The organism is Rugamonas violacea, from assembly GCF_016461825.1.
Taxonomy (GTDB): Bacteria; Pseudomonadota; Gammaproteobacteria; order Burkholderiales; family Burkholderiaceae_D; genus Rugamonas.
The window spans coordinates 34627-52856 of sequence record NZ_JAEMNU010000037.1; the positions used below are offsets into that span (position 1 = coordinate 34627).

The 18230-nt window shown below is 68.1% G+C and carries 16 protein-coding genes and 1 riboswitch; of the genes, 3 read left to right on the top strand and 13 right to left on the bottom strand.

What is annotated here, in order from left to right:
* Window positions 1-59: 59 nt before the first annotated feature.
* From H7U20_RS07805 to H7U20_RS07850, 10 genes are all read right to left on the bottom strand, one after another.
* Window positions 60-260 carry a hypothetical protein gene (locus H7U20_RS07805; protein WP_199519031.1) on the bottom strand — a complete coding sequence of 67 codons (201 nt, stop codon included), beginning with the start codon at window positions 258-260 and terminating at the stop codon, window positions 60-62.
* A gap of 13 nt (window positions 261-273) precedes the next feature.
* Window positions 274-1614, bottom strand: a complete 1341-nt coding sequence (gene hslU / locus H7U20_RS07810) for an ATP-dependent protease ATPase subunit HslU (protein ID WP_199519032.1) — start codon at window positions 1612-1614, stop codon at window positions 274-276.
* A 44-nt stretch (window positions 1615-1658) separates the two neighbouring features.
* Window positions 1659-2195: an ATP-dependent protease subunit HslV gene (gene hslV / locus H7U20_RS07815; RefSeq protein ID WP_199519033.1), complete on the bottom strand. Its 537-nt coding sequence runs from the start codon at window positions 2193-2195 to the stop codon at window positions 1659-1661.
* Window positions 2196-2293: 98 nt separating this feature from the next.
* Window positions 2294-3616, bottom strand: coding sequence for an STAS domain-containing protein (locus H7U20_RS07820; RefSeq protein WP_199519034.1), 1323 nt, complete (start codon window positions 3614-3616; stop codon window positions 2294-2296).
* Window positions 3617-3759: 143 nt separating this feature from the next.
* A complete protein-coding gene (dksA, locus tag H7U20_RS07825) occupies window positions 3760-4209 on the bottom strand; it encodes an RNA polymerase-binding protein DksA (protein ID WP_199519035.1) in 450 nt (149 codons plus the stop codon).
* A gap of 425 nt (window positions 4210-4634) precedes the next feature.
* Window positions 4635-5723 carry a CobW family GTP-binding protein gene (locus H7U20_RS07830; RefSeq protein ID WP_199519036.1) on the bottom strand — a complete coding sequence of 363 codons (1089 nt, stop codon included), beginning with the start codon at window positions 5721-5723 and terminating at the stop codon, window positions 4635-4637.
* Between the two features lie 132 nt (window positions 5724-5855).
* Window positions 5856-6809, bottom strand: a complete 954-nt coding sequence (locus tag H7U20_RS07835) for a tyrosine recombinase XerC (protein WP_199519037.1) — start codon at window positions 6807-6809, stop codon at window positions 5856-5858.
* Between the two features lie 15 nt (window positions 6810-6824).
* On the bottom strand, window positions 6825-7496 hold the full coding sequence (locus H7U20_RS07840; protein WP_199519038.1) for a DUF484 family protein: 672 nt from the start codon (window positions 7494-7496) through the stop codon (window positions 6825-6827).
* Between the two features lie 167 nt (window positions 7497-7663).
* Window positions 7664-8959, bottom strand: coding sequence for a porin (locus H7U20_RS07845; protein WP_199519039.1), 1296 nt, complete (start codon window positions 8957-8959; stop codon window positions 7664-7666).
* 269 nt (window positions 8960-9228) lie between these two features.
* Window positions 9229-10299 (bottom strand): porin, encoded by a 1071-nt coding sequence (locus tag H7U20_RS07850; protein ID WP_199519040.1) that lies wholly within the window; start codon window positions 10297-10299, stop codon window positions 9229-9231.
* Window positions 10300-10769: 470 nt separating this feature from the next.
* On the opposite strand from H7U20_RS07850, the gene H7U20_RS07855 reads away from it, so the two are divergent.
* Complete coding sequence (locus H7U20_RS07855; protein ID WP_199519041.1) at window positions 10770-12341, top strand: SEL1-like repeat protein; 1572 nt, start codon at window positions 10770-10772, stop codon at window positions 12339-12341.
* Window positions 12342-12410: 69 nt separating this feature from the next.
* Here H7U20_RS07855 and dapF read toward each other — a convergent pair whose 3' ends face one another.
* From dapF to H7U20_RS07870, 3 genes are read right to left on the bottom strand one after another with little or no spacing between them, the layout of a single operon-like run.
* On the bottom strand, window positions 12411-13274 hold the full coding sequence (dapF, locus tag H7U20_RS07860) for a diaminopimelate epimerase (protein ID WP_199519042.1): 864 nt from the start codon (window positions 13272-13274) through the stop codon (window positions 12411-12413).
* 38 nt (window positions 13275-13312) lie between these two features.
* Window positions 13313-14194, bottom strand: a complete 882-nt coding sequence (locus tag H7U20_RS07865; RefSeq protein ID WP_199519043.1) for an LpxL/LpxP family acyltransferase — start codon at window positions 14192-14194, stop codon at window positions 13313-13315.
* A complete protein-coding gene (locus H7U20_RS07870; RefSeq protein ID WP_199519044.1) occupies window positions 14191-15099 on the bottom strand; it encodes a lysophospholipid acyltransferase family protein in 909 nt (302 codons plus the stop codon). Before H7U20_RS07870 ends, H7U20_RS07865 begins: the two co-directional genes overlap by 4 nt.
* A 199-nt stretch (window positions 15100-15298) precedes the next feature.
* Here H7U20_RS07870 and metK point away from each other — a divergent pair, with 199 nt between their 5' ends.
* The gene (gene metK / locus H7U20_RS07875) at window positions 15299-16465 is read left to right on the top strand and encodes a methionine adenosyltransferase (protein ID WP_199519045.1); all 1167 of its coding nucleotides are present in this window, start codon (window positions 15299-15301) and stop codon (window positions 16463-16465) included.
* 186 nt (window positions 16466-16651) lie between these two features.
* A riboswitch (S-adenosyl-L-homocysteine riboswitch) is annotated at window positions 16652-16722 on the top strand.
* Between the two features lie 26 nt (window positions 16723-16748).
* Window positions 16749-18176 (top strand): adenosylhomocysteinase, encoded by a 1428-nt coding sequence (gene ahcY / locus H7U20_RS07880; protein WP_199519046.1) that lies wholly within the window; start codon window positions 16749-16751, stop codon window positions 18174-18176.
* Window positions 18177-18230 lie beyond the last annotated feature (54 nt).

Here is an 18230-nt window from a genome sequence, read left to right on the forward strand (position 1 = left end):
TCCGACCCCAGGTTCACGCCCCTGGGTTTTCCGGGCCGAACGGCGCTGCGGCGCCGGCGCTAGGCCTCGTCCTCCGTTTTCAGGCTGGCCTTGGCCAGCGCCCGCTTGGCGGCCTGGCGCTGGCCGGTCGGCGGCTTAGCGTGCGGCCCGGCGCCGCCGGCGCGCGCCTTGGCGGCGACGGCCACCGGATTGCGCGGTTTTTGCGAGGGTTCTATGCGGAACTGCATCTTCTGCCGCGTCGCCAGTGCCTTGTTGGCCATGCCGTGCCCTCCCTTACAGCACGTAGCGCGACAGGTCTTCGTTGACCGCCAGCGCGTCGAGCCGCTCGTTGACATAGGCGGCGTCGATGCTGACCACCTTGCCGCCGGTCTCGCTGGCGGCGAAGGAGACTTCCTCGAGCAGCTTCTCCATCACCGTATAGAGCCGGCGCGCGCCGATGTTCTCGGTGCGCTCGTTGACCGAAAAGGCGATCTCGGCGAGCCGGGTGATGCCCTCCGGGGTGAACGCCACCTTGACGTCCTCGGTGGCCAGCAGGGCTTCGTACTGCTTGGTCAGGCAGGCGTCGGTGCTGGTCAAAATGCGCTCGAAGTCGGCGATCGACAGCGATTCGAGTTCGACGCGGATGGGGAAGCGGCCCTGCAGCTCGGGGATCAGGTCGGACGGCTTGGCCAGGTGGAAGGCGCCGGAGGCGATGAACAGGATGTGGTCGGTGCGGATCATGCCGTACTTGGTGTTGACGGTGGTGCCCTCGACCAGCGGCAGCAGGTCGCGCTGCACGCCGGCGCGCGAGACGTCGGCGCCGCCCACCTCGGAGCGCGAGGCGATCTTGTCGATCTCGTCGAGGAAGACGATGCCGTTCTGCTCGACGTTCTGGATCGCCTTCTGCTTCATCTCGTCCTCGTTGATCAGCTTGGCCGCCTCCTCCTCGACGAGGAACTTCATGGCCTCCTTGATCTTGAGCTTGCGCGACTTCTTGCGGCCGCCGCCGATGCCGGAGAACATGCTCTTGATCTGTTCGGTCATCTCCTCCATGCCGGGCGGCGCCATGATCTCCATCTGCGGGCCGGCGTCGGCCAGTTCGAGCTCGATCTCCTTGTCGTCCAGCTCGCCCTGGCGCAGCCGCTTGCGGAAGGTTTGCCGGGTCGCCTCGCCGGGCGCCGGCTCGCCGGCCGGGCCGGCGGTGTTGAAGCCGAAGTCGCGCGCCGGCGGCAGCAGGATGTCGATGACGCGGTCCTCGGCGGCGTCCTCGGCGCGGGCGCGCACCTTGGCCAGCTCGGCCGAGCGGGTCTGCTTGACGCCGATGTCGATCAGGTCGCGGATGATGGTGTCGACGTCGCGGCCGACATAGCCGACCTCGGTGAACTTGGTCGCCTCGATCTTGATGAAGGGGGCGTCGGCCAGCTTGGCCAGGCGGCGCGCGATCTCGGTCTTGCCGACCCCGGTCGGGCCGATCATCAGGATGTTCTTCGGCGTGATCTCGTGGCGCAGCGGCTCGGCCACCTGCTGGCGGCGCCAGCGGTTGCGCAGGGCGATGGCGACGGCGCGTTTGGCCTTGGCCTGGCCGACCACGTGTTTGTCGAGTTCGGCGACGATTTCCAGCGGTGTCATGTTCATGGGGCTGCCTGCAAAATGGGTGGTGGTCGGGGCCGCGCGGGCGCTCAGTCCAGGGTTTCGATGATGTGCGACAGATTCGTGTAGATGCACAGCTGGCCGGCGATGGTCAGCGCTTTTTTGACGATCTCGGCCGGCGCCAGTTCGGTGTTCTGCGCCAGCGCGATGGCGGCCGACTGGGCGTAGCTGCCGCCCGAGCCGATGGCGCCGACGCCGTCCTCCGGTTCGAGCACGTCGCCGTTGCCGGTGATGACCAGGGTCGACTCGCTGTCGGCCACCAGCAGCATCGCCTCGAGGCGGCGCAGCACGCGGTCGGTGCGCCAGTCCTTGGCCAGCTCGACCGAGGCGCGCAGCAGGTTGCCCTGGTGCTTCTCCAGCTTGCCCTCGAAGCGGTCGAGCAGGGTGAAGGCGTCGGCCGTGCCGCCGGCGAAGCCGACCAGCACCTTGCCCTGGTACAGCTTGCGCACCTTGCGCGCCGTGCCCTTCATGACGATGTTGCCCAGCGTCACCTGGCCGTCGCCGCCCAGCGCGACCTGCTTGCCGCGCCGCACGCAGAGGATGGTGGTGCCGTGAAATTGTTCCATGCTTGCCTCTCAGAGAAAACGGATTGCCGCCGATCAGACGGATTTGGGGTTGCCGGCGGCAATTGCAAGGCGTGCGCGGCCGCCGCGATATCAATTCGTTAATAACGGTGCGGGTAGATCTTGGCGATGTCGGCGCAGCCCAGCAGGCGCAGCAGCGCCGCCACCGGATGGTTCAGGTCGCGCAATTCCAGTTTTTTCCCGTCCGCCGCCAGCGCCTGCAGCGCGGCCACCAGCTGGTGGGCGGCGCCGAACTCGATGCGCGCCAGGCGCGAGCAGTCGAACACCAGGCCGCCGCGCCCGGCGGCGTGGTCGCGCACCGCCCGCAGCAGCGCGGCGGCGTCGCCGTCGACCAGGGCCGGCAGCACGAAGCGCTGGGCGGCGGCGGCGCTCGGCTGCGGCGCGGCGGTGGCCACCTTGGGCGCCGCCACGTAGGACGGCGGCGACACCTCGAAGGTGACGCAGTAATCCATGGCGCACTCCTCGAAGTCCTTTTCACGGCCCAGCAGTTGCAGCAGTTCGAGCAGCAGCAGCCAGGCCGCCGCGCCGTCGTCGCGGCGGCCGACCTGCAGCGCGGCGCGGATGCGGCCGGCCAGCTCGGCGGCGCCGGTGACCACCAGCTCGCGGCCGCCGGCCTGCAAGGCGTGCAGGGCGGGCAGCAGCAGGGCGCAGCCGGCCGGCGCCACGGCGTCCAGCCCGCCCAGTTCGAGCCGCAGCGGGCCGCCGCCCCGGGCCAGCGCGGCCAGCCGCTCCAGCTGGGGCGCGAGGCGCGCGTCGAGCGGGCCGCCCAGCACGGCGCCGGGCGCCACCCCGGCCCAGGCGGCGGCCGCGCCGGCGGCGCCGGCCCGCCAGCTCGGCGGCGAGGTTTCGAACACGCTGGCGTAGTCGATCGACAGGTCGTCGAAACGCTCCTGCTGGCCGCTCAGCTGGTACAGGTCGAACAGCAGCCACCAGACGGTGCGGTCGCGCCGGCCCGGCTCGGCGCCGGCCTGCTCGGCCAGGCTGGCCCGCAGCATCTGCTCGGCCAGCGCGGCCTGGCCGTTGGCGTACAGGATGGCGCTTTCCTCGACCACCGGCGCGCTGTGCGGCGGCGTCGCCGGCAGTTCGGCCTCGCCCAGCAGCTCGGTGCTGTGCTGGCCGAGCAGGGGCAGGGTGGCGCCGTCGCCGACGACGCTGGCGCCGGCCTGGCGCGGCCGGCCGCGCCAGGCCGGCTCGGCGTCGGCGAAAATGTCCAGCTCCATGGCCGATTCGATGGCGTCGATCTTCATCGCGGTGGCGCGGGCGATGTCGCGCTGCAGCGCCTGGCTGTTCTGCCGCAGCGTCTCGCCGGCGGCGGCCGGGCGGGCCCCGGCGTCGGCGTCGGCGCCGTTGCCGGGGGCGGCCGGCGGCCGGGGATTTTTCTTGAAGAGCGAGAACAGTCCCACGTCTTTCCTCGTCGTTGCGCGGGCGGGAGCGCCGCCTGTCCAGTGTAGCCGAACGGCGCTTTTTCCCGCACGAAAAAAAAGCACGCGGACCGGGGTCGCGTGCTTCTTCGTCCGGCCGGGGCCGGGGGGCGGGACGGCGCCGCTTAGTCGCCGTACAGCTTTTGTTTCAGTTCGCGGCGCTGCTGCGCCTCCAGCGACAAGGTCGCGGTGGGGCGGGCGATCAGGCGCGGGATGCCGATCGGCTCGCCGGTCTCTTCGCACCAGCCGTAGTCGTTGGCGTCGATCGCGGCGATCGATTGCTGCACCTTTTTCAACAGTTTGCGTTCACGGTCGCGGGTGCGCAGTTCCAGTGCGTGCTCTTCCTCGATCGTGGCGCGGTCGGCCGGGTCCGGCACCAGCACGGTTTCGCGCAGATGCTCGGTGGTCTCGCCGGCGTTCTTCAACAATTCTTTTTCAAGGGTTTGCAGCTTCGCCTTGAAGAAAGCCATTTGCGCCGGATTCATGTAGTCCTTCTCATCCATCTTGAGAATTTCTTCTTCGGTCAGGGCATGGTCTGTGCCGGCGGCGGGGGTCGATTTATTAGTTTTAGTCATCACTTCGCTTACCTTCGATACGACAGAGTTTTCAAATTGATCAGCGGCGCGGCGCTGTGCCGTCCACTGTACCGGTATCCGCTTTGGCACTGCCGAGCTTGCCGGATGTTCCTGCACTTACTTCTTTGGCAACTTTTTTCGTTTCGTCCTAGCCGGCGCCATCGGCGCCCGCTCGTGCTGGCTGACAAGGGGGACCGGCCGCTGCCGGCCTCGGTTGGCGCTTGCGCGCGTCGCGGTCGTTGCCGCCGGGCGGCCGGATCAGGCAGGGCGTCGGCCGCCGATGGGCGCGCCGCTTGCTTGGCTGATTTTGGCACGCTTTGCCGCATATTGCCATCTCGATTTGTTGTCGCGCTGGAAATACACGGCGACAAGCTCAGCGATCCTGCCTGTGCGAACGGGACTGGCCCCCGCAAAACCCGGATAGTTTATACCAAACACTGTTCCAAACCGCGAATAAAGATGTCTTTCGGTAGATTTTTACCAATAAACACCATTTTGCTGCCGCGCTCCTCGGTTTCGCCCCATTTGGCGCCCAGGTCGCTGCCCATCAACTGGTGCACGCCCTGGAACACCACCTTGCGCTCGGCGCCCTGCATCAGCAGCACGCCCTTGTAACGCAGCATGCGCGGACCGTAGACCTGGACCAGGCCGCCGAGGAACTCGTCGAGGCGGGCGCTGTCGAACGGCCGGCTGCTCTTGAAGACGAAGGCGGCGATCTCGTCGCTGTGGCCGGCGTGGTGGTGGTTGTGGCTGGGGTGGTCGCAATGCTCGCCGTGCACGTGGTCGTGCTCGTGCTCCTGGCCGTGCGCGTGCTGCTCCTGCCGCGGGTGCTCGTGGTCGTGCACTTGGCCGCCCTCGGTGGCGAGGAAGTCCGGGTCCAGCTCCAGTTTCTCGTTCAGGTTGAAGCCGCGCAGGTCGAGCACCTCGTCGAGCGGGGTGCGGCCGAAGTCGGCCTGGCCGATCGGCGCGCGCGGATTGATGCGCTTCAGGCGGCGGGTCAGCGCGGCCAGGCTGTCGGCGTCGACCAGGTCGGTCTTCGACAGCAGCAGGCGGTCGGCGAAACCGACCTGGCGCTGCGCCTCCTCGTGTTCGTCGAGCTGGGCCATGGCGTGGCGGGCGTCGACCACGGTGAGCACGGCGTCGAGCATGTAGTGCGAACCGACTTCCTCGTCGACGAAGAAGGTCTGCGCCACCGGGCCGGGGTTGGCCAGGCCGGTGGTTTCGATGACGACGCGGTCGAACTGCAGCTCGCCGGCGGCGCGGCGGCGCGCCAGCCCGGTCAGGGCGACGATCAGGTCGCCGCGCACGGTGCAGCAGATGCAGCCGTTGTTCATCTCGACGATCTGTTCCGTGCCGTCCTGCAGCAATATCTCGTTGTCGATGTTTTCCTGGCCGAACTCGTTCTCGATGACGGCGATGCGCATGCCGTGCGGCTCCTGCAGGATGCGGTTGAGCAGGGTGGTCTTGCCGGCGCCGAGGAAGCCGGTCAGGATGGTGGTGGGGATCAGTGCCATGTGCTTGCCGATACAGGTGGGTGGGAGGCGGCCGCCGCTGGCGCGCGCCGAGGTCGAATCCGCTCGATTATGCCGGAATTTCGCAAATGCTTGCAAATCGCCCGTTTGAGCCGCGTCAAGCGGCGCCGCCGTCTATTTGATCTTGGCGCGCGGATGGGCCCGGTCGTAGACCTGGGCCAGGTGCTGGAAGTCGAGCGCCGTGTAGACCTGGGTCGAGCTGATGCTGGCGTGGCCCAGCATCTCCTGCACGGCGCGCAGGTCGCCCGACGATTGCAGCACATGCGAGGCGAAGGAGTGGCGCAGCATGTGCGGGTGGACGTGCACCGGCGCGCCGCTGGCCACGGCATGGGCCTGCAGGCGCAGTTGCACCACGCGCGGCGAGACGCGCCGGCCGCGCTGGTTGAGGAACAGCGCGGCCGAGCCGTCGGCCGGCGCCGGCCGCACGGCGATCCAGGCGGCCAGCGCGGCCAGCGCGGCGGCGCCGACCGGCACGCTGCGCATCTTGTTGCCCTTGCCGGTGACCAGCACCTCGCCGCCCTCCCGGTCCAGCCAGCCCAGCGAGGCCGGGCCGGCGGCGTCGGCCTTGCGGTGCCGCAGGTCCAGGCCGCACAGCTCGGCGACCCGCAGGCCGCTCGAATACAGCAGCTCGAACATGGCGTGGTCGCACAGCGCGGCCGGCTCGGCGGCGGCGCCGGCGCGCGGCCGGGCCGGCGCCGCCACCAGTTGCACCGCGTCGTCGACCGACAGCGCGCGCGGCAGCGTCTTGGCGCGCTTGGGCGCGCGCACGCCGTCGACCGGGTTGGCGGCCAGTTCGGTGTGGCGTCCCAGCCAGTCGAAGAAGCCGCGCCAGCTCGACAGCTTGCGGGCGATCGAGCGCGGTTCCAGCTCGCGCGAATGGAGTTTGGCGGCCAGCCGGCGGACCTCGGCCTGGCCCAGCGCGGCCCAGGCCGTCTCGGCCGAGAGGGCGGCCAGCTCGCGCAGGTCGCGGCCGTAGGCGGCCAGGGTGTGTGTCGACAGCTTGCGCTGGGTCGCCAGCTGCAGCAGGTAAGCGTCTATCGATTCGAGCTTGCTGCGCGCGGCGTCCATGGCGGCGGGGCGGGCTCAGGCCAGCAGCGGCGCCAGCGCGGTGCTGCTGGTCTGGCCGATGTGGACCAGGAAATCGGTCGCCATCAGCGCGGTGAAGCGGGCCGGGTCGGCCGAGCCGAGCACCAGCAGGCCGAAGGCGGCGCCCTTGCTGCCCGGCTTGCGCAGCGGGATCATCACGGTCGAGCTGACGGCGGCCGGTTCGGCCAGCCAGCGCACCGCCTCGAAATCGTTGTTGTTGCCGCAGTAGGGCGCCTGCAGGCCGCCGGCGAACAGGCGGGCGTCGGCGGAGACGCCGCCGACGAACCACTCGTCGGCATACAGCGCGTCGGCGTTCCACAGGCGCAGGGTGGCCTGCGGCACGTCGAAGCTGGTCTTCAGGCCGTCGACCACGGCGTGCGGCAGCGAGCCGACGTCCTCGGCCTCGAGCAGGATGCGGGTCCACAGGTGGAACTTGTTGGCGATCGCCTCGTTCTCGGTGGCCAGGCGGCGCAGGTCGGCCATGCGCAGTTCGAGCGCCTTGTACTTCTCGCGCATCACTTCCATCTGCCGCTCCTGCAGCGACAGGGCGCGGCCCGTCAGCGGACTGGACAGTCTAATGTCGCCCAGCAGGCCGGCATGCTCCTCGAAAAATTGCGGATGGTCGGTCAGGTATTGGGCGACGATGTGGGAGTCCAGTGGAGCGGTCATTGAGCGTGTCGTGTGAAAAAATGCGAATGGGGGAAAGCCGGCAACAGGCATTTTACCTGAGCCCGGCCGAACTGCTCACTGCGCGCGCCCCGCCGCTGAAATAAAAACGACGCCCGCGGGCGTCGCATGGGCGGCCGGCGCGCCGGCGCCGGCCCGCTGGCCGCCGCTTAGAAGCGGTGGCGCATGCCGATCTGCACGCCCTTGCTCGACATGCCCGGGGTGGCGGTGAAGCCGCCCGAGGCGCTGGCGGCGCCGATCGCGTACTGGCCGTCGTTCTGGTTCTTGATGTAGGCGACGATCGAGTAGATGTCGGTGCGCTTCGACAGGTTGTAGTCGTAGCCCAGGCCGTACTGGGTGGCGTCGCTGTTGGAGGCGGTCTTGTCGTTCTGCCGCACCATCGAGGCCATCACGCGGCCGGCGCCGACGCGGTAGTGGAAGCCCAGCTGGTAGCTGGCCGCGTCGAGGTAGAAGGTGCGCCGCAGCGCGGTGTTGAGCTGGCCGGCCAGCACCGGGCCGAGCGCCGGGCCGAAGGCGGCGAAGGTCGGCGCCAGGCTGTCGGCGGCGAAGCGGATGATCACCGAGTTCTCGTTCTTCTGCTGGTGGTAGCCGGCGAACAGCTTCCAGTTGTCGACCGCGTAGGAGCCGCCGATGGTGGTGGTCACCAGGCCGCGCGCGCCGACCTGGTCGGTGCCGTAGTTGTGCGCCACGCCCAGGTCCCAGCCGTTGCCGCGGTAGCGCAGGTTGGCGCCCCAGGAGCGCTTGTCCATGCCGACATAGCCGGACTTTTCGGTGCCGTACATCAGCGAGACGCCGACGCCGTTGGGCATCTCGGCGCGGTATTGCAGCGCCTTGTCGGAGCGGATCGCGATGCCGGCCGTCAGCAGGCCGCCGGTGCCGCCGACGATGCCGCCCCAGCCGGCCGCCGTGCCCGACTCGAACACGTCGGCGTTGTTGAACACCTCGTAGCCCGGCGTGTACATGCGGCCCAGCAGCACGGCGCCGACCGGGGTGACCAGGCCGACCATCGAGGTGCGGTCGAACAGGGCGCCGTTGATGTTGACGTTGGGATTCGGTTGCAGCGCCGCCTGCACGCCGGCCAGCAGCTTGGCGGCCGTGGCGGCGCCGCCGGCGGCGGCCGGCACGGTGAAGGCCAGGCCCTTGGTCAGCGCGTAGCCCTGGTTGGTCGACAGGTTGCCGGCCTGCTGCTTGCCGTTGTCGAGCTCGACCCGCGCCTCCAGGTTGAAGATGGCCTTGTAGCCGCCGCCGATATCCTCGGTGCCCTTGAAGCCCAGGCGCGAACCGTCGGCGATGCCGCTGACCAGCTTGGTGCGGGCGTCGTTGCCGCCGTTGTTGACATACATCAAGCCCGCATCGGCGATGCCGTAGATCACCACGCTCGACTGCGCGAAGGCCGGGACGGCGAAACACGCCGCGATGACACCTGCGAGGATTTTTGTTTTCATGCTGTCTCCTGTTTTATCTGTTTTTTGTGAAAAACGAACGTCCGTACTAATTCGGCGCTTAACGAATATGACATCGTTCCCCCGCCTTGTACAGAACGCTAAACGCCTGGCGGCGGCGGGGTTGCGGAAAAAACACACATAAACAAATTCAAACAAAGTGCCGTTTATCCGACCACGGCGGCGGCCGGGGCGCCAGCGGCGGCGAAAAAAAAAGCGGACCTGGTCGCCCAAGTCCGCTCGTCGTCATGCCATGCCGTGGCCGATCCCGGTTAGAAGTTGTGGTGGATGCCGAGGCCGTAGAAATTGACCGAGGTGTCCACCGTGGCCGAGCCGACGGCCGGCTGCTTGCGGTTCGACGCTTCGACGTAGAGATAGCTGCGGGCCGACAGGTTGTATTCGTAGCCGAGCGAGATTTCCTTGGTCTTGATCACGCCGTCCGGGGTCTTCTGGCCGTAGCCGGCGAGGATCTTGCCGGGGCCGGTGGTGTAGTTGGCGCCGATGATCCAGGACTTGGTTTCGCCGTTGACCGGCTTGGTGTGTTCCTGATCCTGTTTCTGATAGGAGGCCATCAGTTTCAGGCCGGTCACCGGCACCACCGAGGCGGCCACCGACCACAGCTTGGTTTCCACCGCGTTGCGCTCATAGGCGGCCATGGCGGCGAACGGACCGTTGTTGAAGGTGCCCGACAGCGAGTATGGATTGGCGCTGGCATCGGCGCCGATCGGGTACTGGGCCGGCGTGCCGACCGCGTTGCGGCCCTGCAGGGCGGTGGCGCTGCCGCCGTTTTCCTTGCTGCCGACGGTGGCGTTGAGCTGGAAGCCGTTGAACACCGGGGTGTTATAGAACAGCGCGTTGGACAGGCGGTTGCCCGAGTTGCCGGCGGGGCCGAGCGGATCGCTGCCCGAGCCGAAGGCGGTGGCGTAGCCGGCCACCTGCAGGTCGGTCTGGAAGCCGGCCACGCTCGGCAGGCCGCTCCATGGTTCGAAGGCGGTGATCGATTCCTGGAAGGCGGTCAGGCCGCGGCCCAGGCGCACGGTGCCGAAGCCGCCCTGCAGGCCGACCCGGCTCTGGCCCTGGAACAGGGGACGGGTGCCGCTTTCCAGCGTGCCGGTGTCCGGCTCGTAGCGGATTTCCAGTTGGAACAGGGCCTTCAGGCCGCTGCCCAGGTCTTCCACGCCCTTGAAGCCGAGCTTGTTGTTGTCGCGCTTGCCGATGGCGGCGGTGGTGCCGGTGCGTTTGGTCACGCCGGCGTCGACGGTACCGTAGATCGTCACGGACGATTGTGCCTGCGCACCGGCGAATGCGCCCAGGAGTGCCAGAGCCACTAAAGATTTTTTCATTTGTTATTCCTTTAAAAGTGAATCGTACAAACATCCCAACTAGCCTTCGAGCGGGAAAGCCGCGCCACTCGGATGAGCTGAACCTTAATGTCTGGCCGCGCCAATCACGCCGGATTGGTCGATTATGAGTACTTGTCTTGGTCGAAAGCGGGGCAAAGCGGGCTTCCTGTTGTATTTTCGAAACGCTTAACAGGCTGGCCATCAGGGTGTTTTTAACATTGTTGCCACCACACATGGTGGTCAAAACGCCACGATGGCGCGGCCCGGTCCCTGGGCAATTGTTTGTGTAAGATCAAACACTTAGCGCTTTGTAAGTCTGGCGGCAGCTTGCCCCCCTACACTGGACTTCTAGTTTATCTGGCAGCCTCATCTTGTTTCGTGGCAAGATAAATAAGCACATCGGCCGTCCCACCCTGCGCAGACAGCGCGGACGCACCGCCCGCTTCATGAATCGGATTCATAGTGAGACGATGGCAAATCGAGAAGAGTTAGGGATCATCCGTGGCGCCCGCGCCGGAGACGCGGGTAGCCAACTGGCGCTGGGCAAGCTGTATTTGTTCGGCGGCGCCAGCTTGCCGCGTAGCATGCCGACGGCCTTGCACTGGCTCAACCGCGCCGCCCAGCAGCAGCAGGACGAGGCCTGGCGCCTGATCGGCCACCACATCCCCTTCGAACACGCGCGCCACTGCCTGCCCGCCGCGCTGGGTTGGTACGACCGCGCCTATCAAGAGGGCATCGCGGCGGCCGGGCTGGTGTTGGCCCAACTGGTGCTCAGCCAGGGCGGCCAGCAGGCCGATGCACCGCTGCGCGAGCGCGCCCGGCAGGCGCTCGAGGCCGCCGCGCGGTCCGGCTCGGCCGAGGCGCAGTGGTTGTTGGCCAGCCAGCCCGGCCCGGCGGCGGCGGCCGTCGCCGGGCCGGTCGTGGCCGCCGCCATGCCGGCGCCGGCCGGCGCCGACGGCCAGCAATGGTTGACCCGGGCCGCCGACAACGGCGTGCCGGCGGCGCAGTACGCCGTGCTGCAACAGGCATGGGAGGAAGAGGACCGCCGCGCCTTCCTGGAGCGCGCGCTGCCGCTGGCGCGCGGCTTGCTGGAGCAGGCCCCGGCCGACGCCGAGGCGGCCCGCGCCAGCGGCTGGCAGCTGGAGGCGCAGCAGGTGGCGCTGCTGGCCCGTTGTGCCCGCGCGCTCAACGACGTCGCCGCCCCCGACCCCTTCAGCGAGGGCGAGCTGCAGCGTTGCCGCGAGCTGGCCGCCCACGGCGGCGACCGCCGCTCGCAGCTCGAACTGGGCCTGTGGTTCGCCCGCATGCGCGGCGACGGCGCCCGCCTCAGTTCCGGCATCGCCGCCGTCAACTTCAAGCGCGCCATCCGCTGGCTGACCCAGGCCGGCGAGCAGGGCCTGGCCGAAGCCTGGTTCGCCCTGTCGCGCATCTATATCAAGCCGGAGTTTTCCCAGCGCAGCGTGGTCGAGGCGCAGACCTACCTGGAGCGCGCCGCCGACATGGGCCACAGCGCGGCCCAGCTCGAATGCGGCATCCACGCCTGGCGCACCCGCCGCGGCGACGAGAACAGCGACGTGCGCGCCGCCTACTGGCTGCAGAAGGCCGCCGCCCAGGGTTGCGACGAGGCCGAGGCCGCGCTGGCGCGCATCGCCGCGCCGCAGCACGGCGCCGGCTGGGCCGCCGAGGTGGTGCCGCTGCTGACGCGCGAGCTGGTCGACTGCCAGCCTTTGCTGGCCGGCCGCATCGAGCTGGCCGCCCTGTTCGGCCTGACCCGCGCCGAGGCCTTGTTGTTGGATATGAAATCGGCCGACCAGGGCCATTGCCTGGTGGTCGACATCCGCGCCGCCTACGGCCGCAGCAAGCGCCGCCTGATCCTGCTGCGCACCCTGCAGCAGCGCCAGATGCTCGACCGCGTGGTGCGCCTGTTCGAGCGCATCGACTGCGGCCCGAACGGGCCGGAGGGCAACTACCGGCAACGCCTGTACCGGCTCAAGACCTGGTTGCCGCAGGCGCCGTCGGACGGCGGCCTGCAGCCGGCCTGAGCGCGCCGGGCGCGGCGGCGGACCGGCGGCGGCCGTGCGATGCGGCGCGATACGCGCGCGCCATGCCGCCTACAGCGTGATCTCGCCCTCGAACACGGTCACCGCCGGGCCGCTCAAGCAGACCGGCTCGCCCTCGCCGGCCCAGGCGATGCTCAGCTGGCCGCCCCGGGCGTCGACCCGCACCGGCGAGTCGAGCAGGCCGCGGCGGATGCCGGCCACCACGGCGGCGCAGGCGCCGGTGCCGCAGGCCAGCGTTTCGCCGGCGCCGCGCTCGTAGACGCGCAACTTGATGTGGCGGCGGCCGAGCACCTGCATGAAGCCGGCGTTGACGCGGCGCGGGAAGCGCGGGTGATGCTCGATCAGCGGGCCGCTCAGGTCGACCGGCGCGCTGTCGACGTCGTCGACCACTTGGACGGCGTGCGGATTGCCCATCGACAGAACCGACACCAGCACCGTCTCGCGCGCGCCGCCCAGCTCCAGCACCAGCGGCCACAGCGTGTCGCGGCCGGCGGCCACGCCGGCCAGGCCGTCGGCGTCGAACGGCACCTGGGCCGGCGCCAGCTGCGGCGCGCCCATGTCGACGGTGATGCTGCCGTCGGCCTCCAGGCGCGGCGCGATGACGCCGGCCTTGGTCTCGACGCGGATGCTGCTCAGCCCGGTCAAGCCCTTCTCGGCGACGAACTTGACGAAGGCGCGCGCGCCGTTGCCGCACTGCTCGACCTCGCCGCCGTCGTTGTTGAAGATGCGGTAGCGGAAGTCGCAGCCGGGCAGGGTGGGCCGCTCGACCACCAGGATCTGGTCGGCGCCGATGCCGAAGCGGCGGTCGGCCAGGCGCCGCCACTGCGCGGCGCTCAGCTCGACCTGCTGGTTGATCGCGTCGACGACGATGAAGTCGTTGCCGGCGCCGTGCATCTTGGTGAATTTGAGTTTCATCGGGTTAATCTGTGGCGGAAAAAGGGTGGGCCGGCCGTTCAGGGCGTCGGCTTGGCGTACAGCGAGGCCTGGCCGGCCGGCCGCGTCTTGAAGCGTTTGTGGGTCCAGAAATACTCGGCCGGCGCCTCGCGCACGCGTTCCTCGATGAACTCGTTCATGCGGCGGGTGGCGGCGAGCATGTCCTCGCCCGGGTAATTGTCCCACACCGGGTAGAACTTGACACGCCAGCCGCGGTAGTTCGGCAGGAAGGTGGCGATCACCGGCATCACCTGGGCGCCGGTGCTGGCGGCGATGCGGGCGGTGGCCGTCAGGGTGGCCGCCTCGACGCCGAAGAAGGGCACGAACTCGGCGTCCTTCTCGCCGAAGTCCATGTCCGGCAGCATGAAGTAGGGCAGCTTGTCGCGCAGCGCGCGCAGGATGGGCTTGATGCCGTCTTGGCGGGTGAACAGGCGCACCGGCTTGAAGCGCGAGCGGCCCCGCCGCAGCACCTGGTCGAAGGCGGCGTTCTTCTGCTGCACGTACATCGACGAGGCGCTGGCCTCCATGGCGATGGCGACGCCGGCCACGTCGAGGCAGACGAAATGCGGGCACAGCAGAATGGTCGGTGTCTGCGTCATCGCCGCCACCGGCACGGCGCCGGGCTCGACCGTGATCAGGCGGCGCAGGCGCGCCTCCGAGGCCCACCACAGCACGCCGCGCTCCCACACGCTGCGCGAATAGGCCTGGAAGTGCTGGCGCGCCAGGCGGACCCGCTCGGCTTCGCCGAGTTCGGGCAGGCACAGGCGCAGATTGGTCAGCGCGATGTGGCGGCGCGCGCGCAGCAAGGTAAACAGGATGGCGCCGACCAGGTCGCCGAAGCGGCCCAGCAGCGGCAGCGGCAGCCAGTGCAGCAGCCACATCAGTCCAAGCATCAGCTTCATGCCGCCTCCCCGCCGGCCTTGGCCTTGGCTGCGGTCTCGGCCTCGGCCTTGGCCCGCGCCTGGGCGCCGCTGTCGGGCGCGCTGGCGCCGGCCGGCACCTTGTAGCGGTTGTAGCTCCAATAATATTGCCCGGGACTGCGGGCGATCAGTTGCTCCATCGCGCCGTTGATGGCGCGCGCCTGTTCGGCCGCCGTGCCCTCCAGGCTGGCCTCGAACGGCACGAAACGGACCACGTAACCCCTGCCATGCGGCAGCCGCTCGGCATAGGTGACGATGATGACGGCGTCGCCCATCTGCGCCAGCTTGGCCGGCAGGGTCATGGTGTAGGCGGCGCGGCCGAAGAAGTCGGCCCACACGCCTTCGCCCTCCTGCGGCACCTGGTCGGGCAGCAGGCCGATCGGCCGGCCGCGCTTCAGCGTCTTGGCCAGGATGCGCACGCCGGACATGGTGGCCGGCGCCAGCAGCAGGTTGTTGCGCGCGCGGGCGCCTTCGATCAGCGGTTTCAGCGCCGCCTTCTTCGGCGGCCGGTACATCACGGTCAGCTCGGTGCGCAGCGCGATCTCCTGCGCGACGATCTCGAAGCAGCCCAGGTGTGGCGTCAAAAAGACGATGCCGCGGCCGGCGTCGAGGGCTTGCTGGACGACGATCCAGTTTTCGTCGCTGGCGTGGCGCGAGACGCGCTCCGGCGCGGCGCACCAGATGAAGGGCAGCTCGACGATGCTTTTGCCGGCCTCGGCGATGGCCGTCGGCAGATGGGCGGCGTAACCGGCCTGACGCATGTTGTCGCGCATGCGCCGGCGGTAGGACGGCGAGCTCAGATACACCAGCCAGCCCAGCGCGGCGCCCAGCGCATGCAGGAAGGGCAGGGGGAAGATGGAGAGGAAACGGAAAAGGAGTACCAGCATGGGTTTGATTCGTGTAAAGAAGAGGGCGTTCGGCGCGTATTGCCTAGCCAAAATTTTTTTAAGAAGCGTAAAATACCACGTATGCAGGATCCGCTGAGTTAACAGACAACTTGCGAAGCGGAATATAAATGTCGCTAAAGCGTCGCAAGCCGTATTGGTTGGCGACAAAACATCTTCACACCAATATCAGGAGCTTGCGATGTCAAACGATTACCTCTTCACCTCGGAATCCGTATCCGAAGGCCATCCGGACAAGGTCGCCGACCAGATTTCCGACGCCATCCTCGACGCCATCCTGGCGCAGGACCCGAAAGCGCGGGTCGCCGCCGAAACGCTGTGCAACACCGGTCTGGTGGTGCTGGCCGGCGAGATCACCACCTTCGCCAACGTCGATTATATTCAAGTGGCGCGCGAAACCATCAAACGCATCGGCTACGACAACACCGACTACGGCATCGACTACCGCGGCTGCGCCGTGCTGGTCGGCTACGACAAGCAGTCGCCCGACATCGCCCAGGGCGTCGACGAGGGCGCCGGCATCGACCTCGACCAGGGCGCCGGCGACCAGGGCCTGATGTTCGGCTACGCCTGCGACGAGACGGCCGAGCTGATGCCGGCCGCCATCCACTACGCCCACCGCCTGGTCGAGCGCCAGTCGCAGCTGCGCAAGGACGGCCGCCTGCCGTGGTTGCGTCCGGACGCCAAGTCGCAGGTCACCCTGCGCTACGTCAACGGCCGCCCGGTCGCCGTCGACACCGTGGTGCTGTCGACCCAGCATTCGCCGGACATCTCGCACAAGCACATCGAAGAGGCGGTGATCGAGGACATCATCAAGCAGGTCATGCCGCGCGAATGGCTGGTCGACACCCGCTACCTGGTCAACCCGACCGGCCGCTTCGTCATCGGCGGTCCGCAGGGCGACTGCGGCCTGACCGGCCGCAAGATCATCGTCGACACCTACGGCGGCGCCAGCCCGCACGGCGGCGGCGCCTTCTCCGGCAAGGACCCCACCAAGGTCGACCGCTCGGCCGCCTACGCCGCCCGCTACGTCGCCAAGAACGTGGTCGCCGCCGGCCTGGCGCGGCAGTGCCAGGTGCAGGTCAGCTACGCCATCGGCGTGGCCAAGCCGATCAACATCACCGTCTACACCGAAGGCACCGGCGTGATTCCGGACGACAAGATCGCCGCCCTGGTGATGGAGCACTTCGACCTGCGGCCGAAAGGCATCGTGCAGATGCTCGACCTGCTGCGCCCGATCTACCAGAAGACCGCCGCCTACGGCCACTTCGGCCGCGAAGAGCCGGAGTTCACCTGGGAGCGCACCGACAAGGCCGCCATCCTGCGCGACGCCGCCGGCCTCAAGTAATCAGGTAATCAAGCAATCCGAAAGCCCGCGCCGCCGCCTTCGGCGAGCGGTGCCACAGGGGCGGCGCGGCGAGTCCGCCCCGTCCCTGTGGTTTTTTTGGCGCGCCGACCGCCGCCCCGTCCGCCTTGCGCCGGGCGCGGCGGCGGTTTTTCTTGCCTTGGACTACGGCAACGGTGTTAAAATCCCTGTTCCGAGGAGCGTTGCGACGAAATTCCCCATTTCGCCAGGCTCGGAATCTGCAACCGCGCTCACGTTACTTTTTTCTAACTGAAAGGAGGGCGTGATGAACGCCGTACTCAAATCCGCACAAGACTATCTGGTCGCCGACATCTCCCTGGCCCCTTGGGGTGACAAGGAAATCAAGATCGCCGAAACCGAAATGCCCGGCCTGATGGCGATCCGCGAGGAATTCGCCGCCAGCCAGCCGCTCAAGGGCGCGCGCATCACCGGTTCGCTGCACATGACCATCCAGACCGCCGTGTTGATCCAGACGCTGGAAGCGCTGGGCGCCAAGGTGCGTTGGGCCTCGTGCAACATCTACTCGACCCAGGACCACGCCGCCGCCGCCATCGCCGCCGGCGGCACGCCGGTGTTCGCCATCAAGGGCGAAACGCTGGACGAGTACTGGGACTACACCCACCGCATCTTCGACTGGCCGGCCGACGCCGCCGGCAACGCGGTCTACTCGAACATGATCCTCGACGACGGCGGCGACGCCACGCTGCTGTTGCATCTGGGCGCGCGCGCCGAGAAGGACATCGGCGTGCTGGCCGCGCCCGGTTCGGAAGAGGAAATCTGCCTGTTCAACGCCATCAAGCTGCACCTGGCGATCGACCCGGCCTGGTACTCCAAGCGTCTGCCGCAGATCATGGGCGTGACCGAGGAAACCACCACCGGCGTGCACCGCCTGTACCAGATGCACAAGGACGGCAAGCTGGCCTTCCCGGCCATCAACGTCAACGACTCGGTCACCAAGTCGAAGTTCGACAACCTGTACGGCTGCCGCGAGTCGCTGGTCGACGGCATCAAGCGCGCCACCGACGTGATGATCGCCGGCAAGGTCGCCGTCATCGCCGGCTACGGCGACGTCGGCAAGGGCTCGGCGCAGGCCATGCGCGCCCTGTCGGCCCAGGTCTGGGTCACCGAAATCGACCCGATCTGCGCGCTGCAGGCGGCGATGGAAGGCTACCGCGTGGTGACGATGGAATACGCCGCCGAACACGGCGACATCTTCGTCACCTGCACCGGCAACTACCACATCCTCACCGAGCAGCACATGCTGGCGATGAAGGACCAGGCGATCGTCTGCAACATCGGCCACTTCGACAACGAGATCGACGTCGCCGCGCTGAAGAAGTACACCTGGGAAAACATCAAGCCGCAGGTCGACCACGTGATCTTCCCGTCGGGCAAGCGCATCATCCTGCTGGCCGAAGGCCGCCTGGTCAACCTCGGTTGCGGCACCGGCCACCCGTCCTACGTGATGAGCTCGTCGTTCGCCAACCAGACCATCGCCCAGATCGAGCTGTTCGCCAACACCGCCAACTACCCGGTCGGCGTCTACGTGCTGCCCAAGCACCTGGACGAGAAGGTCGCCCGCCTGCAATTGAAGAAACTCAACGCCCAGCTGTCCGTGCTGACCGAAGAGCAAGCCGCCTACATCGGCGTCAAGCAGCAAGGTCCGTACAAGCCTGACCACTACCGTTATTAATCTGCCTTGAGCAGCGGGGCCGGCCTTTTCACGATCGCCGGCCCCAGTTTCGTC

Bases quoted from the DNA above. Each gene is read 5' to 3' on its own strand.
- H7U20_RS07805 (WP_199519031.1), bottom strand. From the start codon at position 260: ATGGCCAACAAGGCACTGGCGACGCGGCAGAAGATGCAGTTCCGCATA.
- hslU (WP_199519032.1), bottom strand. From the start codon at position 1,614: ATGAACATGACACCGCTGGAAATCGTCGCCGAACTCGACAAACACGTG.
- hslV (WP_199519033.1), bottom strand. From the start codon at position 2,195: ATGGAACAATTTCACGGCACCACCATCCTCTGCGTGCGGCGCGGCAAG.
- dksA (WP_199519035.1), bottom strand. From the start codon at position 4,209: ATGACTAAAACTAATAAATCGACCCCCGCCGCCGGCACAGACCATGCC.
- H7U20_RS07830 (WP_199519036.1), bottom strand. From the start codon at position 5,723: ATGGCACTGATCCCCACCACCATCCTGACCGGCTTCCTCGGCGCCGGC.
- H7U20_RS07835 (WP_199519037.1), bottom strand. From the start codon at position 6,809: ATGGACGCCGCGCGCAGCAAGCTCGAATCGATAGACGCTTACCTGCTG.
- H7U20_RS07840 (WP_199519038.1), bottom strand. From the start codon at position 7,496: ATGACCGCTCCACTGGACTCCCACATCGTCGCCCAATACCTGACCGAC.
- H7U20_RS07845 (WP_199519039.1), bottom strand. From the start codon at position 8,959: ATGAAAACAAAAATCCTCGCAGGTGTCATCGCGGCGTGTTTCGCCGTC.
- H7U20_RS07850 (WP_199519040.1), bottom strand. From the start codon at position 10,299: ATGAAAAAATCTTTAGTGGCTCTGGCACTCCTGGGCGCATTCGCCGGT.
- H7U20_RS07855 (WP_199519041.1), top strand. From the start codon at position 10,770: ATGGCAAATCGAGAAGAGTTAGGGATCATCCGTGGCGCCCGCGCCGGA.
- dapF (WP_199519042.1), bottom strand. From the start codon at position 13,274: ATGAAACTCAAATTCACCAAGATGCACGGCGCCGGCAACGACTTCATC.
- H7U20_RS07865 (WP_199519043.1), bottom strand. From the start codon at position 14,194: ATGAAGCTGATGCTTGGACTGATGTGGCTGCTGCACTGGCTGCCGCTG.
- H7U20_RS07870 (WP_199519044.1), bottom strand. From the start codon at position 15,099: ATGCTGGTACTCCTTTTCCGTTTCCTCTCCATCTTCCCCCTGCCCTTC.
- metK (WP_199519045.1), top strand. From the start codon at position 15,299: ATGTCAAACGATTACCTCTTCACCTCGGAATCCGTATCCGAAGGCCAT.
- ahcY (WP_199519046.1), top strand. From the start codon at position 16,749: ATGAACGCCGTACTCAAATCCGCACAAGACTATCTGGTCGCCGACATC.